At 64.0% G+C, this 15,357-nt stretch carries 15 protein-coding genes; 9 read left to right on the top strand and 6 right to left on the bottom strand.

Annotation, left to right across the window (positions count from 1 at the left end):
* Positions 1 to 29: 29 nt before the first annotated feature.
* From fabI to A7A77_RS13605, 3 genes are read right to left on the bottom strand one after another with little or no spacing between them, the layout of a single operon-like run.
* A complete protein-coding gene (fabI, locus tag A7A77_RS13615) occupies positions 30 to 854 on the bottom strand; it encodes an enoyl-ACP reductase FabI (protein ID WP_066559330.1) in 825 nt (274 codons plus the stop codon).
* A gap of 9 nt (positions 855 to 863) precedes the next feature.
* A complete protein-coding gene (locus tag A7A77_RS13610) occupies positions 864 to 1,796 on the bottom strand; it encodes a YihY/virulence factor BrkB family protein (RefSeq protein ID WP_066559324.1) in 933 nt (310 codons plus the stop codon).
* 37 nt (positions 1,797 to 1,833) lie between these two features.
* Positions 1,834 to 2,799 carry a DnaJ C-terminal domain-containing protein gene (locus A7A77_RS13605; RefSeq protein ID WP_066559321.1) on the bottom strand — a complete coding sequence of 322 codons (966 nt, stop codon included), beginning with the start codon at positions 2,797 to 2,799 and terminating at the stop codon, positions 1,834 to 1,836.
* 128 nt (positions 2,800 to 2,927) lie between these two features.
* Here A7A77_RS13605 and pdxH point away from each other — a divergent pair, with 128 nt between their 5' ends.
* From pdxH to A7A77_RS13590, 3 genes are read left to right on the top strand one after another with little or no spacing between them, the layout of a single operon-like run.
* Positions 2,928 to 3,554, top strand: a complete 627-nt coding sequence (gene pdxH / locus A7A77_RS13600; protein ID WP_066559312.1) for a pyridoxamine 5'-phosphate oxidase — start codon at positions 2,928 to 2,930, stop codon at positions 3,552 to 3,554.
* Positions 3,551 to 4,564 (top strand): cation diffusion facilitator family transporter, encoded by a 1,014-nt coding sequence (locus tag A7A77_RS13595; protein WP_281180029.1) that lies wholly within the window; start codon positions 3,551 to 3,553, stop codon positions 4,562 to 4,564. Before pdxH ends, A7A77_RS13595 begins: the two co-directional genes overlap by 4 nt.
* A gap of 3 nt (positions 4,565 to 4,567) precedes the next feature.
* Positions 4,568 to 5,362 (top strand): PhzF family phenazine biosynthesis protein, encoded by a 795-nt coding sequence (locus A7A77_RS13590; RefSeq protein WP_066559309.1) that lies wholly within the window; start codon positions 4,568 to 4,570, stop codon positions 5,360 to 5,362.
* On the opposite strand, the gene A7A77_RS13585 is transcribed toward A7A77_RS13590, so the two are convergent.
* Positions 5,356 to 6,495, bottom strand: a complete 1,140-nt coding sequence (locus A7A77_RS13585; RefSeq protein ID WP_066559446.1) for a serine hydrolase domain-containing protein — start codon at positions 6,493 to 6,495, stop codon at positions 5,356 to 5,358. The two genes, A7A77_RS13590 and A7A77_RS13585, sit on opposite strands and share 7 nt — an antisense overlap.
* A 52-nt stretch (positions 6,496 to 6,547) precedes the next feature.
* Between A7A77_RS13585 and A7A77_RS13580 the strand changes: the two genes are divergently transcribed.
* The gene (locus tag A7A77_RS13580; protein ID WP_082836136.1) at positions 6,548 to 6,913 is read left to right on the top strand and encodes a hypothetical protein; all 366 of its coding nucleotides are present in this window, start codon (positions 6,548 to 6,550) and stop codon (positions 6,911 to 6,913) included.
* On the opposite strand, the gene A7A77_RS13575 is transcribed toward A7A77_RS13580, so the two are convergent.
* Positions 6,901 to 7,986, bottom strand: a complete 1,086-nt coding sequence (locus A7A77_RS13575; protein WP_066559303.1) for a hypothetical protein — start codon at positions 7,984 to 7,986, stop codon at positions 6,901 to 6,903. The genes A7A77_RS13580 and A7A77_RS13575 overlap by 13 nt on opposite strands.
* Positions 7,959 to 9,131, bottom strand: coding sequence for a tRNA 2-thiouridine(34) synthase MnmA (gene mnmA, locus A7A77_RS13570; RefSeq protein WP_066559301.1), 1,173 nt, complete (start codon positions 9,129 to 9,131; stop codon positions 7,959 to 7,961). The genes A7A77_RS13575 and mnmA overlap by 28 nt, the downstream gene beginning before the upstream one ends.
* Positions 9,132 to 9,264: 133 nt before the next feature.
* Between mnmA and A7A77_RS13565 the strand changes: the two genes are divergently transcribed.
* The 5 genes from A7A77_RS13565 (at position 9,265) to A7A77_RS13545 (ending at position 15,281) form a co-directional block, all read left to right on the top strand.
* Positions 9,265 to 9,708 carry a hypothetical protein gene (locus A7A77_RS13565; protein WP_156500575.1) on the top strand — a complete coding sequence of 148 codons (444 nt, stop codon included), beginning with the start codon at positions 9,265 to 9,267 and terminating at the stop codon, positions 9,706 to 9,708.
* Positions 9,709 to 9,721: 13 nt separating this feature from the next.
* On the top strand, positions 9,722 to 10,021 hold the full coding sequence (sciP, locus tag A7A77_RS13560; RefSeq protein WP_066559296.1) for a CtrA inhibitor SciP: 300 nt from the start codon (positions 9,722 to 9,724) through the stop codon (positions 10,019 to 10,021).
* A 117-nt stretch (positions 10,022 to 10,138) separates the two neighbouring features.
* Entirely contained in the window at positions 10,139 to 10,396 is a 258-nt protein-coding gene (locus A7A77_RS13555) for a GlsB/YeaQ/YmgE family stress response membrane protein (protein ID WP_066559293.1), read from the top strand.
* Between the two features lie 207 nt (positions 10,397 to 10,603).
* Complete coding sequence (locus A7A77_RS13550) at positions 10,604 to 11,827, top strand: efflux RND transporter periplasmic adaptor subunit (RefSeq protein ID WP_066559290.1); 1,224 nt, start codon at positions 10,604 to 10,606, stop codon at positions 11,825 to 11,827.
* Positions 11,828 to 11,840: 13 nt separating this feature from the next.
* Complete coding sequence (locus A7A77_RS13545) at positions 11,841 to 15,281, top strand: efflux RND transporter permease subunit (protein ID WP_066559285.1); 3,441 nt, start codon at positions 11,841 to 11,843, stop codon at positions 15,279 to 15,281.
* Positions 15,282 to 15,357: the final 76 nt, after the last annotated feature.

Genomic DNA, 15,357 nt, shown 5'->3' with positions numbered 1-15,357 from the left:
GCCCCTTTTTCGTGTCGTGAAGCGCGCGTTTAACTCAGCGCGATATCGGGCGCGTCTTCCTGCTTCATGCCGATGACGTGGTAGCCGCAATCGACATGATGGGTTTCGCCCGTCACACCCGATGACAGGCTGGACAGGAAGTAGAGCGCCGATCCGCCCACATCCTCGATCGTGACGTTGCGGCGCATCGGGCTGTTCAGCTCGTTCCATTTCAGGATGTAGCGGAAATCGCCGATGCCGCTGGCTGCCAGCGTCTTGATCGGCCCAGCCGAGATCGCGTTGACGCGGATGTTCTGCGGGCCAAGATCGTTGGCAAGATACTGCACGCTGGTTTCCAGCGCAGCCTTCGCCACGCCCATGACGTTGTAGTGTGGCACGACCTTTTCCGCGCCGTAATACGTGAGCGTCACGATCGATCCGCCATCGGGCATCATCGCCGCCGCACGCTTGGTAACGGCGACAAGGCTGTAGGCCGAGATGTTCATCGTCATCAGGAAGTTTTCGAGGCTGGTGTCGACATATTTGCCGCGCAGCTCGTTCTTGTCCGAAAAGCCGATGGCATGGACCACGAAGTCGATCGTGGGCCAGCGCGCCGCCAGCGTTTCGAACGCGGTGTCGAGCGCGTCCATGTCTGACACGTCGCATTCCAGCAGGAAATCGCTGCCAAGGCTTTCGGCCAGCGGACGCACGCGCTTGGCCAAAGCCTCGCCCTGATAGGAAAACGCCAGTTCCGCGCCTTGCGCACGAAGCGCCTTGGCGATGCCCCAGGCGAGCGACTTGTCATTGGCCAGACCCATGATGAGCCCGCGCTTGCCCTGCATCAGCGTACCGGTGGGGATAGCCTGTTCGTCCATCTTATGCACTCATTCCTGACCTGCCGTGGCGGTTTCGCCATCGGATTCCCTGTTGTGTTCGTCGCCGACAGCAGGCTCGGTAGCCAGCGCCGCGTTCAGTTCTGCGCCCACGACGAGCCCTAGCCCGACAAGCCAGAAAAAGAAAAGGGCGATCATCACCCCGGCAAGGCTTCCGTATGTCAGGTCATAGGCGAACAGGGTGCGCAAAACGATTGGCAGGACCATCGTCACCAGCATCCACCAGCCGGTGACGAACAGCGCGCCCGGCCATTTCGGATAGCGCGAATCGCGATACTTGCGCGGCGTCAGCGTCAGGAACAGCAGCCAGAGCGAGAGCATGAGGCCGAACGCGGGCAGGATGCGCGACAGCGAGAGCGTCGTCGCCTTGTCGGCGGCATCGGGGAACCACGCGGCAATCGCCTCTTGCGCGGCGGTGATGTAGATCTGTGCCGAAAGCGACATCATGAGCAGGATGATCGACCCGATGATCACCGCGACCGACAGCATGCGATAGCGCAGGAAGCTGGAACTGGGTTTCGTGCCATAGGCGCGGTGCAGGATGTCGCGAATCGTTTCGATCAGGCTGCCCACGGTCCACAGCCCGAACAGCGCTCCGGCCCACAGCAGCCAGCCGGTGCGGGAGGAAACCACGTCCCTCGCCACCGGCTCCACCACTTCGGCCACGACGCGCGGCACGGCCAGCAGGATCGCGTTGATCGCGGCGGTACGGTCAGCGGCATCGCCCAGCAGGGAGAACACGCCGGCGGCAACGATGAAGAACGGAAACAGCGACAGGATCGCCATGTAGGCAAGGTTGCCAGCATGGATGAACCCGTCTTCCCATGCGCCCAGCGCCACGCGTTTCAGAATCGCGAATGTGCGGGTGCCGGGGCCGATTTCGGACCGGACCCGGTGAAAATGCAGCTTTATCCGTCGCTTCACGCCGCCCTGTCCGGCAGCTTCGGGGTTTGCGGAACGCTCACACGCCCAGCTTCGCGCGGACGGTTCTGCCGTCGCTCCAGCCGTCCAGCCGCTGCTTCAGGTCGGTATCGGATTCGGGAATGTCGATCTCCAGCGTGACGAGCTGGTCGCCGCGGCTGCCGTCCTTGCGCGTGAAACCCTTGCCTTTCAGGCGCAGGACCTTGCCCGAGGAGCTGCCGGGCGCAACAGTCAGCATGACCGCGCCGCTGGTGGTGGGCACTTTCACCTTGGCGCCGTTCACCGCCTCGTCCAGCGTGACGGGCAGTTCGAGGCGCACATCGTCGCCATCCCTACGGAAGAAGGCGTGCGGTTTTTCGACAATCGTGACGATGGCATCGCCCGCACCGCCGGGGCCTTGCTCCCCCTTGCCCGACAGGCGCATCTGGGTGCCGTCTTCCGCCCCGTTGGGCAGTTTCAGGTCGATCGTCTTGCCATCGGACAAGGTGATCCGCTGGGGCGAGAGGTTGGCGATGTCGGTCAGCGTCACGGCCAGCCGGTACTGCACGCTCGCGCCCTTTGGCGGGGGACGACGCGGGCCGCCGCCCATTCCGCCACCCATGCCGCCGAACGGTCCGCCCGCACCGGGGCCGCCGCGCTGGCCGCGGCCACCGCCGAAAATGCCTTCGAACAGGTCCGACAGGTCGACTTCCTCGCCCCCGCCGAAACCGCGCCCACCAGGACCAGCGCCGCCGGGCCGCCTGCCCCCGCCGAAACCGCCACCCATGCCGAAGGGCATCTGCGGATTGCCGTCGAGGTCGATTTCGCCGCGATCGAACTGCGCACGCTTGTCCTTGTCGGACAGGAGGTCGTACGCCTTCGTCACGTCGGAGAATTTCTCCGCCGCCTTGGGATTGTCCTTGTTGCGGTCGGGGTGCAGCTCCTTCGCCAGCTTGCGATAGGCGGACTTGATGTCCTTCTCGCTTGCGGTGCGCGTGACGCCAAGGATCGAATAGGGATCGGCCATGAGCGAATAGCTAGGTAGCGTTTGCGCTTTGCGCAACAACTGGGCAGTGCCTATGTTGATGGAACGGGGGGTTGTTTCGGCTCTCCGTCCAAATCGTCACGAACTTCAAATTACCGGACTGGCTGCACGTGGAACCCGAACTCCTGGCCGAAGATGCAATCCCCACCGGCGATCCCTTCCGTCTTTTCGACGAATGGTATGCCGAAGCGCGCGAAAGCGAACCGAACGATTCGAACGCAATGGCGCTTGCCACCGCAAGCACCAGCGGCGCACCATCCGTCCGCATGGTCCTGCTGAAGGGATATGGCGCCGATCTGGGTGAGGGGGGCGGTTTCGTCTTCTATACCAACCAGCTCAGCCGCAAGGGCAGCGAGATCGCCGCCAATCCGCAGGCCGCCTTGCTGTTCCACTGGAAAAGCCTGCGCCGCCAGATCCGGATCGAGGGGCCTCTGGAGCCGGTGAGTGACGCGATGGCCGACGCCTATTTCGCCAGCCGCGCTCGCGATTCGCAGCTTGGCGCGCAGGCATCGGACCAGTCGGCCCCGATGGCCGACCGGCGCGAATTCCTGTCCCGCTTCGAAGACGTGCGCCGCCGTTACGAGGGGAAGGACGTGCCGCGTCCCGCCCACTGGGGCGGTTATCGCCTTATCCCGCAAGCGATCGAATTCTGGCAGGATCGCCAGTTCCGCCTGCACGAACGCCGCCGTTTCACGCGTAGCGCGACCGGCTGGGCCAGCACGCTGCTCTACCCGTGACAGAGGGGCCGCCTACGCAGTCGGCGCATGAACGGGCCGCAGAGCGCGGCAACCTGACGCGCAGTGCCGCCATCGCCAGCATGTCGGTGGCGCTGTTGCTGTTGGCGCTGAAGATCTATGCCGCGATCCAGACCGGATCGACCGCAATGCTGGGCAGCCTTGCCGACACCGCGCTCGATCTCGTCGCCAGCCTCGTCACGCTCATCGGTGTGTGGGTCGCGGCAATCCCGGCGGACAACGACCACCGCTTCGGCCACGGCAAGGCGGAAGCGCTGGCCGCACTGGTGCAGGTGGTGCTGATCTCAATCTCCGCCGTCGGCCTTGCCGCGCGGGCGATCAGTGTGTGGCTGGGCGGCGGGCAGGTGGAAGAAGCGGGCATGGGCATTACCGTATCGCTGATCGCGATGGCGGCGACGGTCCTGCTGCTGGCGTGGCAACGCCACGTCATCCGCCGTACCGGCAGTATCGCGATCCAGACCGATCACGTGCATTACCAGTCGGATATCCTGCTGAACCTTGGCGTCATCGCGGCGCTGGCACTGGACCAGTATGCCGGGCTGACCGGTGCGGACCCGCTGTTCGCGCTGGGCATCGCGGGCTGGCTTGGCTGGAATGCGCTTGCCGCCAGCCAGCACGCGATCGACAACCTGATGGACAGGGAATGGCCACCGGAAAAGCGGCAGCGTCTGCTGGACACCATTCGCGACAATCCGGAACTGCACGGGCTGCACGATCTGCGCACCCGCACCGCCGGATCGCGCGATTTCGCGCAGTTTCACATTACCGTTGATGCGAACATGACCGTGGCGCGGGCGCACGACGTGATGGACGAGATCGAAGCGAAGCTGCTGGCCGAATTTCCCGATACCGAGTTCCTGATTCACACCGACCCGGAAGGGCATGTCGAACCCGACGTCGGAGTGCCGGTCGACCTGCTGACCGAAGGTGTGGGAGCGGACGTTAAGGACGATGGCACCCTGATCCGCCCGGAAGCTGCGCGGGAAGCCTGAGCCGTGCCTGCCGTTCCCTATTGGCACGTGGACGCCTTCGCGCCCGCGCCCTTTGCCGGCAATCAGGCGGCGGTGATGGTCTACGATGGCGGTTTTCCGGACGATGCGACTTTGCAGCGCATCGCGGAGGAGAACAATTTCGCGGAAACCGCCTTCCTCGTGCCGCATGACGGTGCGGATGCGGACTGGCAGTTGCGATGGTTCACACCTGCCTGCGAAATTCGCCTGTGCGGCCATGCGACGCTGGCGGCGGGGCACGTCCTGCTAACCCGCGACGGCGGAGAGGCAGTGCGTTTCCTGACGCGGCAGGCCGGTGTCCTGACCGTGCGGCGCAAGGACGGGGAGTACGAAGTTGCCCTGCCCGCGATTCCCACGGAGCCGGGCGAATACCCGCAGGCGGTTGCCGCGCTGGGTGTCGCGCCGATTGCCGTAAACCGTTCGCCCGATCGCTACGGCATCTTCCTGTTCGCGGATGAAGCGACCGTGCGCGCGCTTGCCCCGGACATGAAGGCACTGGGAGCGCTGGGCGACGACCAGTTCATCTGCACTTCACCCGGGCACGACACCGATGTCGTCAGCCGCGTATTCGTGCCCGGCGCGGGCGTGGACGAGGATAGCGTCACCGGATCGGCCCATGCGGCGCTGACGCCGTTCTGGGCAAAGCGGCTGGGGCGCGACGAATTTACCGCGTTTCAGGCTTCACGCCGCGGCGGCAGGCTGACCTGCCGGCTGGATGGCGGGACGGCGTGGCTTGGCGGGCAGTGCGTCACGATCCTTGAGGGGCTGTTCCGCTACTGAGCTTTCGGAAAGCGGGAGAGGAGCGTTGCCATCGCCTCCCGCAACCGGCTTTCCGCCTCTTCACCGCGCGTATCGCCAAGCCGGACGATCACCAGATCCTGTTCGGGTGAGATCACCACGTATTGCCCGCGAAAGCCCAGCATCGCGAAGACGCGGTCCGACGCCTTGCCCGGAAACAGCACCGGCTCGCGCCCTTCGGGGCGGGTGCGGTTCAGCCATAGATGTGCGCCATAGGCGGGATCTGCAGGGCTTGGCGTGATCATGAAGCGGACCCAGCTGCGCGGAATCACCCGCACGCGGTTCTCGGCAAGGCCGCTGTCGCGCAGCATCGCGCCGAATTTCGCCCAGTCGCGCGCCGTGGCGTGAAGCATCGATCCGCCGATGAACGTGCCGCGCGCATCGAATTCCGGCACCGCGCTGGTCATGCCCAGCGGGCCGAACAGCCGTTCGTGGAGGTATCCGGCCATGGCGGCCTGCCGTTCCGCCGGTTTTTCCGATGAAGTCAGCGCGCGTGTCGCGACATCGGACAGGATCACGCTCGTCGCGCTGGAATAGTTCCAGTCCTTTCCCGGATCGGCATCGAGTGGCTGGGTTTCGGCGTAGTGCGCCATGTCGTCCCGCCCGTCGAGGTAGAGCATGCGCGGCGTGTCGCCGGTGTAGTTCGGTTCGCCCACCTCTTCGTGCCTGAGGCCGGATCGCATCTGCAGCAGTTCGCGTACGGTGATCGTCGCGCGCGGATCGCCGCCGCGTTGCCAGCGGGGCAGCGGGGCGGGCTGGTCCAGCGCCAGCGAACCGTCTGCGATCAGCATGCCGATGACGACGCCGGTCACCGTCTTGGTGAGCGACCAGCCGACAAAGCGCGTGTCGTCTGCATATCCCTCGCCATAGCGTTCGGCCACGATTCTGGTGCCGTGCATGACGATCAATGCGCGGGTCTCGCCAGCCTCTTGCGCGAACACGCCGTCGATGGCGCGGGCAAGGTTTTCGCGCGATGCGCCGATGTCCCCTTTGGCCAGCGCAGCCATCGATTCGGCGGAAGGCGGGGGCGGCAGGCCCGCGCCGTCGGTCGCATCGCAGGCGCAAAGGACTGGCAGCAGAACGGCGGCAAGGATAGGGAGGACGCGGCGCGGCATGACCGGCGCCTGATCGACCACATTACCCACCCAAGGCAAGTCGCCCGCAAAGATGCCCCCAAGCAATTCGAAACCCGCCCGCACAACCCATTCGCGCCAGCCTGCCCGCACCCGCTCCAAGGTCGTGCTTGGCGGCGGCGCGCTTGTCGCCGTGATCGCCTTCTGGGGCTGGCAGCCGCTGACGTCGCAGGCAGAGGCGGGAACGGCCTTCGGCGCGCGCATGGCCTGTTCCTGCCGCTTCATCGGCGGGCGCGAACTGGGCGATTGCGAAAAGGATTTCGTCGACGGGATGGCGATGGTCTCGCTGAGCGAGGACACCACGGCAAAGTCCGTCACCGCCAGCGTACCGCTGGTGTCGAGCACGACGGCGACCTACCGCGAAGGCTGGGGCTGCGTGCTGGAACCTTACGAGGACTGATTTACGACCGGATCGGGCGTCCACTTGCCGGCAGGCACCTCGCTCTGCGGCAGGCACATTTCGCCCGGTGCGCGGCCCTTGTGCGGAATCCGGGCAAGGTCGATCGGCGGCGGGGGCATCGGCGGGATGGAGGCCTGACATTCGGCCTCGCTCCGCCCTTGGGCAAGGCAGGGTGCGATCTGTTCCTTGCGCATTCCGGCCATACGCGCGGTCACGGCGCGTTGATTGGCGTTCATCGCAGCGCGGTTTTCAGCTACTTGCGCCGGCGTCAGGTCGCAGACCGGCGTTCGGCGCAACGTATCGACCACCATCACATCCGCATTGCCGCCGCACTGTATGCGCAGCGCATTCACACCGGCTTCAACCGCAGGGCTGGCGGGCAGCGCGCTGGTTCCGATCAGTCCCGTTTCGCCGATGCGCAAACTGTCCATGCCGGACAGGCTGCCGACGGAGAGCCAGCCTGCGTCATCGATGAAAACCGAATTGGCGCGCGGCGACAGGACGACAAGCGGACCATCGCCGTTGCTCAGCCGCAAACACCCGCGCGACAGGACGAGGCGGTTTTCTTCCGGTCCCTGCATCGCCGTTTCGGCGGGTTCGGGCAGGTCGATCACGGCAATTCGCGCATCGGGTGACCACTGGCCATAGCCTTCCGAAATCACGGCCACGACCCGCACCGCGCTACCGACTTCGCCAATGAACGCCTGTGCCGGCAGGGACCATGCCTCGGTCAGGCTTTGCGGCCCGCCGGTTGCAAAGCTGGATCGCCACAACTGGTCTTCGGTGCCGTAGCGGACCGGCGCTTCGGCAACATTCCCGACCGCGAAACGCGCGCCATATCCGTCGCCCGAATACCAGACGCCTTCCGGATCGGCGAAACCGCGCTTGGGGGTTATCAGCGTGACGGCAGGTTCGCGGACCGGTTGTTCGTAGCGGTGCCTACCGATGTGGAACGGATCGAACCACGCCAATATTGCAATGAAGATCCACGAACCGATCAGCAGGCCCAGCCATGTCGTGCGGCTCTTGTGGTCCGGCTTCAGCCTCAGGCCTTTTCGGTATCCTCGATCCATCCGCCGCCGACGACCCTTTCCCCGGCGTAGAACACCGCGGCCTGTCCGGGTGCGACACCGTATTCCGGATTATCGAACACCACACGGACAGTCGCGTTCCCGCCGAGTTCGCCTTCTATCCGGCAAGGCACGGGTTTCGCAAGAGAGCGAACCTTTACAGATAGTTGACCGCCCGGAATCGGCCCGATGCGGTTCGTTTCCACCACTTCCATTGCGTCCACCGCCAATAACCGCTTCGGCCCCACCAGCACCGCCTGCCGCGCGGCATCGATACCGGTGACATAGAGCGGTTCGGCCTGCCCGCCGATCTCAAGCCCGCGCCGCTGGCCGACGGTGTAGTGGATGATGCCCTTGTGCGTCCCCAGCTCCTCGCCCGTTTCAGCGTGAAGGATGGGGCCGGTCTGGCCCGCAGCGGGGCGCAGCTTCTTTACCAGAGAGGCATAGTCGCCCTCCGGCACGAAGCAGATGTCCTGGCTGTCCGGCTTTGCCGCGACGCCAAGGCCGAGTTCGGCGGCGATGGCGCGCACTTGCGGCTTGGGCAAACCGCCCAGCGGGAAGCGCAGGAAATCGAGCTGTTCGTCCGTCGTGCCGTAAAGGAAATACGACTGGTCGCGTGCGGGATCGAGCGCGCGGTGCAGTTCGGGGCCGCTTTCACCCTCCACACGCTGCACGTAATGGCCGGTGGCAAGGCAGTCCGCGCCCAGTTCGCGTGCCATGCGGAACAGGTCGGTGAACTTCACGCCCATGTTGCAACGGATGCACGGGATCGGCGTGCGACCGGCCATATATTCGTCGGCAAAGCGGTCGATCACGTCTTCGCGGAACTGGCTTTCGTGATCGAACACGTAATGCGCGATGCCCAGCCGGTCTGCCACCTGGCGTGCATCGCGGATATCGTCGCCGGCGCAGCACGCGCCCTTGCGCTTCACCGCTTCGCCGTGATCGTAAAGCTGGAGCGTGACGCCGATGACTTCCGCGCCGCTTTTCGCGGCAAGCGCGGCCACGACCGAACTGTCGACCCCGCCCGACATCGCCACGACGATGCGCTTGCCGGCAAGCGGGGCTTCCAGCTGGAACAGGGCGGCAAGGTCCATCGTGTCGGCAGTGGCGATGGAATCCGCGATTTTCGTCGAAACCGGGGGCATGGGGCGCGCTCTACACGCTTGCGCCCTTTTGCAAAAGGGCGCCGTTTTTCGAGGCAACTCAGGGTTTATGCCTAATGAAGTATGAAGTGCCCGTTTACGGGTTCTTGACCAAACACAGGGCATGGTCGTGCCCATGTTCGCAAGATTCCCCCATCTGCCGGACGATGCCAGCCGCGAGGAGCAGCGGCGTCACCGTCTGGAATGGCACGCGCTGATCGCGCGGCTCGATGCGGAACGGGACTTGCGCAATTCCCTTGGCGGCGAAGACGATGCCTGCGGCATTGCCGCCCTGATGGCCGAAGGAAGCTTCGATCCACGCGCTGCGGAAATGATCTTTTCACTGGCGGCCAGCGTGCGCGTTTCGGGCGATCTGCCCGAGCGTCGTTTCTCGCCCGACGACCTTGCCCGGCTGTCGCAGGCGATAACGGACGGGGCGGCGCGTTTACGCAATCCTAAGCCTTATGATTGTAACAATCGTGCACAGACGGCGGACCCCGGCCTTCGGGCAAATACGGGCGATACGGCCACTCCGGTGGCAGGAACGCGGCCTGACGGGAACGTTTCGAGGACTAGATGATCGAGAAGCAGGGATGATCGAAAACCAGGACATAAAACCTGCCATGGTGATTGGCCCCTTGGGCGAACCGCTTACGCTTGACGATCTTCCCCCGCCGAGCACGAAGCGGTGGGTGGTGCGCCGCAAGGCGGAAGTGGTTGCGGCCGTGAACGGCGGGCTGCTGACCATCGACGATGCGTGCAAACGCTACGACCTCACGCTTGAGGAATTCGCATCCTGGCAACGGGCGGTCGAACGTTCCGGCATGAAGGGCCTGCGCGTCACACGCATCCAGCACTATCGCGATCTCTACGAACGCCAGATGAAGTACTGAGGTACGGTGGCTGCGCGCCGCCGAGGCCGCCAACATTCCGGCTGCGGACATTTCGCGCCGGAACCCGATGACCGCATGGTGCGTTTTCCTTCCTGAAAAGCAGGAAGGAGGGATGCCATGGACTGGATTTTCGCAATCGTCGTGGGTGGAATCGCCGGCTGGCTGGCCAGCATGGTGATGAACCGCGATGCATCGATGGGCATATTCTGGAACATCGTCGTCGGCGTGATTGGCGCCGTGATCGGCAAAGTCGTGCTCGGCATGTTCAGCATTGCCGGTGGCGCGACCTGGCTGATGTGGTTCGTTTCGGCCCTGATCGGTTCGATCATCCTGCTCGCCATCGTGAACCTGGTGCAAAGAGGCCGCGTTCGCTGACATTTTTGCAAATAGCGCCGACCGTCGATTGTCTTGCCGGCATTTGATTGATACCTCGCGGAAATACGGGGAGCCGTCTTCTTTGCTGCAGGGGGTGGCTAGTATATCTTGTAACCACATGGGCCGCTCTTGCCATAGGTGACTTATGTGGGTAATACAGCGCGTGTTCCTCGACGCTGCGCCGGGAGTGCCATCGGGCTCGAAGCTATGAACTATGACACGCCGCTGGACCAGCGACATGCGGACGATGCAAGTGCCGGCTATGTCGTTGACGAAACCGTGCTGACGGATGTGGATGACAGCGCGCACCAGCGCCGCCATCGCAAGCAGATCGTCATCGGTGCGATCATTGCCGCCATCGTGGTCCTGATCATTGCCATCGCTCTTTACATGAACAGCGCCGGCGGCGGCGATGCGGCATCGGAAGGTGGCGAACAGATCCCGGTCGTTTCCGTCATCGTTCCCGGCAAGGGAACGGTGATAAGCGATATCACCGCCAGCGGCACACTCGCCGCTCGTCGACCGCTGCCGGTCGGCTCTGTCGGAGAAGGCGGGCAGGTCGTCGACGTGCGCGTGGACGAAGGTGACTGGGTCCGCAAGGGACAGCTCCTTGCCGTGATCGACCGTTCGGTCCAATCGCAGCAGGCCGCCGCGCAGGCCGCACAAGTACAGGTTGCCCGCGCCGATGCCAGTCTTGCCCAGTCCAACCTCGATCGCGCGCTCGCACTTGTGGAGCGCGGGTTCATTTCGAAAGCCGATGTCGACAGGCTGACCGCGACCCGCGATGCCGCCGTGGCCCGCGTTCGCGTCGCCGAATCGCAACTGGGCGAGCTGCGCGCCCGTACGGCCCGTCTCAACATCGTGGCACCCGCAGGTGGCCTGGTTCTCGAACGCAATGTCGAACTGGGACAAGTGGTCAGTGCCGGTGCAGGTACATTGTTCCTGCTGGCGCAGGGTGGAGAAATGGAACTTGCCGCGCTGGTGGGCGAAGGCGACCTTTCGCGGCTGGCCGTGGGGGCCAGCGCCGAAGTATCGCCTGTCGGATCGGACCAGACCTTCACCGGCCAGATCTGGCAGCTTTCCCCCACGATCGATGAAAGCTCCCGGCAGGGAGAAGCACGCATTGCCCTGTCCTACGATCGTGCCCTGCGTCCCGGCGGCTTTGCCACGGCGCGGATCGGCACGGGCGGGGTCAGCGCACCGCTGCTGCCGGAATCGGCAATCCTGAACGACGAGGCGGGCACGTTCGTCTACATCGTCGACAAGGATAACAAGGTGCGCCGCCGCGCGGTTCGCACCGGTCTCGTCACCGATGCCGGGATCACGATTGCAGAGGGGCTGACCGGTAGCGAACGCATCGTGATGATGGCCGGCGGCTTCCTGTTCGAAGGTGACGAGGTCAAGCCGAGCATCGCCAAGTCTGGCGAGTGAGGGGCACCGGCGCATGAATTTCCGCAATCTCTCGGCATGGTCGATCCGTAATCCGATCGTACCGATCGTGATGTTCGCGGCATTGCTGCTGGCCGGAATCTTCGCGTTCGCGCGGATGGACGTGAACAACAATCCGGACATCGATTTCCCGGTCGTTGTCGTCACCGTCGCACAGCCGGGCGCCGCGCCCAGCGAAATCAACACGCAGATCACCCAGAAGGTCGAAGCGGCCATCCGCTCGATCAACGGTGTCGACGAAATCCAGTCCACCGCCAGCGAAGGTTCCAGCCAGACGATCGTGCAGTTCGAACTTGGCATCGACGCCAACGATGCCACGAACGAAGTGCGCAATATGATCGACCAGACGCGGAGCGATCTGCCCGACGGCATTCTGGAACCGCAGGTTTCCAAGGTTTCCGTTGGTGGAGACGGCCCGATCGCCTATTTCGCGGTTTCTGCCGACGACATGACGATGGAACAGCTCAGCTGGTTCGTCGACGACACGATCTCCAAACGTCTGCTCTCGATCGAGGGGATGGCTGCGGTTAGCCGTCGCGGCGGCGTCGATCGCGAAATTCGCGTGGTGCTCGATCCCCAGAAGATGCAGTCGCTGGGCGTTACCGCGGCGCAGATCAACTCGGTCCTGCGGCAGGTCAACGTCGATGCTGCCGGTGGTCGTGCGGAAATCGCCGGCGCTCGCCAGTCGGTCCGCGTTCTGGGCAATGCCCGCGATGCCTATGACCTGGGCGAGACGCGTATCAACCTTTCCGGCGGACGCATCATCCGGCTGAAGGACGTGGCCACCGTCACCGATGGCTATTCGGAACAGGTTCGTGTCGCCAAGCTAAAGGGACGGCAGGTCGTAACTTTCGGGATCGAACGTGCCAAGGGCGCGTCCGAGGTGACGGTGTATGACGCCGCGATGGAGGAGATCGACCAGATCATCGCCGACAATCCCGGCATCCACATCTTTCCCCAGTTCACGACGGTCAAATACACCAAGGAACAGTACAAGAGCTCGATCGAGGCACTGGTCGAAGGGGCCTTGCTGGCCATTGTCGTCGTGTTCTTCTTCCTGCGCGACTGGCGGGCGACGATCATCAGCGCCATCGCCATCCCGCTTTCGGCAATCCCGACGTTCTGGTTCATGGAACTCATGGGATTCTCGCTCAACACGCTGTCGCTGCTCGCGCTAAGCCTCGTGGCGGGCGTGCTGGTCGATGACGCAATCGTCGAAATCGAGAACATCGTGCGCCACATGCGCATGGGCAAGTCGGCCTATCAGGCATCGATCGATGCGGCCGATGAAATCGGGCTGGCGGTCGTGGCGACGACAATGTCGATCGTGGCCGTGTTCCTGCCAGTCGGCCTGATGCCGGGTCTGTCGGGTCAGTTCTTCAAGAATTTCGGCCTGACGGTCGTGGCCGCCGTTTTGATGAGCCTTGCCGTCGCGCGCATGATCACGCCGATGATCGCTGCCTATTTCCTTCGGGCGAAGGGGCATGCCGAACATGGCGGCGGCCCGATGATGGACCTTTACATGAAGGTGCTGCCCTTCATGCTGGACGAATCCAAGGCGGAACGCCGCAAGGCGATGGCATCGCGCGATATCGAGATGTTCGTGCCGGCAGCCATTCTGGCGTTGTTCGTCTTCGGTACAGCCGCACCCATTCTGCTGGCCACCGCAGACTATGGGGATACCACCGGGGCGGCACTTGCGGCTCTGTTTGGTGCGCTGGGCAAATCGTTGCTCATCGCCGGAATTGCCGGAGGGGCCCTGTTCCTCGTCAGTCTGCTGATCGCGACGCTTGCCGCGGCGTATCGCCGTACGGGTCAGGGGGCTTTTGCAAAGTTGACGGCGTTCGGGCACCGGGCCTACGCCCGCGTGTTCGATCATCGTTTCTGGGCGTTCACGGCAGGTATCGGCGCGCTCGTCCTGACGATCGTCCTGTTCCTGGCGCTGCCGCAGGAATTCCAGCCGAATACGGATTCGGACACGAGCCAGGTCCGGATCGAGATGGTGCCCGGCACGACGCTGGAGCAGACGACACGCGTAGCCGACGAGGTGTCCGAACTTCTTTACCAGCAACCGGAGGTAGAGCGGGCGCTGGAATCGGTAAACGAAGGCAATGCCCGCATCTTCATCAAGCTCAAGGACGATCGCGAAACGACCAGCATCGAATTCGAGCGGCGGCTCACACCCAAGATGCAGAACATTGCCGATGCCCGCATTTCCTTCGCATCGCAGGCCGGTGGCTTTGGATCGGGGCGGGCCATCACGATCATGCTCTCGGGCTCCGATCCCGATCTGTTGAAGAGCACGGCCAATAATGTGGTCGAAGAGATGCGCGGCGTGAACGACGTCGTTGCCCCCCGGATCGAGGCTGATCTGCAGCGGCCCGAGCTGATCATTTCGCCGCGCCCGGAGCTTGCCGCCCAGCTGGGCGTGACGACTGCGGCGCTCAGCCAGGCGATCCGCATCGCCACGATTGGCGAGATCGACCAGAACGCGGCCAAGTTCTCGCTGTCGGACCGGCAGATCCCGATCCGCGTGATCCTTGCCAAGCAATCGCGGCAGGACATCGCGACGATCGAGAACCTGCCCGTGCCGACTGCCAGTGGAGGATCGGTGCCGCTGGGCCGGGTGGCCGACATCAGCTTCGGCGCAGGCCCCACCCAAATCCAGCGCTTCAACCAGTCCCGGCGCATCCTGATCGGTGCCGATCTTGGCGAGGGCGCGGTAAAAGGGCCGGTGATGGAGGAGATTTACAAGCTCCCCACGCTGAGCGATCTGCCGACCGGAGTCAGCACCGCGCCAGTGGGCGAGGACGAGTGGCAGCAGGAAATGGTCACGAACTTCCTCATCGCGGTCGTCACCGGCATTTTCCTCGTCTTTGCGGTGCTGGTCCTCCTCTACAAGCGCGTCGTTTCCCCGCTGGTGAACATGACATCGCTACTGCTCGCCCCGCTTGGCGGATTGCTCGTGCTCGGCTTTCTCGGCTTTTTCAGCGATACGGCAGGCTCGATTTCCATGCCGGTCTATATTGGCATCCTGATGCTGCTTGGTATCGTTGCGAAGAACTCGATCCTCCTGATCGACTTCGCGATCGAGGAAATGGAAAGCGGCGTGCCGAAAAAGGAAGCAATCATCGATGCCGGGCACAAGCGCGCACAGCCGATCGTGATGACGACCGTTGCCATGGCCGCGGGCATGGTGCCGACGGCGCTGTCGCTTGGTGGTGACGGTGCGTGGCGCTCTCCGATGGGGACGGTCGTGATCGGCGGCTTGCTGCTTTCGACCCTGCTGACGCTTGTCATCGTGCCGGCCGGTTTCAGCCTGGCGGACGGGTTCGAGAAACGGATCGGACCCAAGCTGCGCACCCTGCTGCTAACCTATCGCCCCGGCGATGAGCAGCATGACGGTAAGCGCGACGACGCGCTACCGGCGGAATAGCCAGCGGGACCGAAAGAACCTTGGCCGGCCTGACACCGCGAGATTCCAGCTCCGCCCTCGCGTCGGCACCTGTGCA

Source organism: Croceicoccus bisphenolivorans (genome assembly GCF_001634625.1).
GTDB classification, from domain to species: Bacteria; Pseudomonadota; Alphaproteobacteria; order Sphingomonadales; family Sphingomonadaceae; genus Croceicoccus; species Croceicoccus bisphenolivorans.
Note: the sequence above shows the minus strand (reverse complement) of the source record. Positions and strands in the feature narration are given on the sequence as shown.

Excerpts from the sequence above, each read along its gene's own strand:
- fabI (WP_066559330.1), bottom strand. The coding sequence starts at position 854 with ATGGACGAACAGGCTATCCCCACCGGTACGCTGATGCAGGGCAAGCGC.
- A7A77_RS13605 (WP_066559321.1), bottom strand. The coding sequence starts at position 2,799 with ATGGCCGATCCCTATTCGATCCTTGGCGTCACGCGCACCGCAAGCGAG.
- A7A77_RS13585 (WP_066559446.1), bottom strand. The coding sequence starts at position 6,495 with ATGCCGCGCCGCGTCCTCCCTATCCTTGCCGCCGTTCTGCTGCCAGTC.
- A7A77_RS13580 (WP_082836136.1), top strand. The coding sequence starts at position 6,548 with ATGCCCCCAAGCAATTCGAAACCCGCCCGCACAACCCATTCGCGCCAG.
- A7A77_RS13575 (WP_066559303.1), bottom strand. The coding sequence starts at position 7,986 with ATGGATCGAGGATACCGAAAAGGCCTGAGGCTGAAGCCGGACCACAAG.
- mnmA (WP_066559301.1), bottom strand. The coding sequence starts at position 9,131 with ATGCCCCCGGTTTCGACGAAAATCGCGGATTCCATCGCCACTGCCGAC.
- A7A77_RS13565 (WP_156500575.1), top strand. The coding sequence starts at position 9,265 with ATGTTCGCAAGATTCCCCCATCTGCCGGACGATGCCAGCCGCGAGGAG.
- sciP (WP_066559296.1), top strand. The coding sequence starts at position 9,722 with ATGATCGAAAACCAGGACATAAAACCTGCCATGGTGATTGGCCCCTTG.
- A7A77_RS13555 (WP_066559293.1), top strand. The coding sequence starts at position 10,139 with ATGGACTGGATTTTCGCAATCGTCGTGGGTGGAATCGCCGGCTGGCTG.
- A7A77_RS13550 (WP_066559290.1), top strand. The coding sequence starts at position 10,604 with ATGAACTATGACACGCCGCTGGACCAGCGACATGCGGACGATGCAAGT.
- A7A77_RS13545 (WP_066559285.1), top strand. The coding sequence starts at position 11,841 with ATGAATTTCCGCAATCTCTCGGCATGGTCGATCCGTAATCCGATCGTA.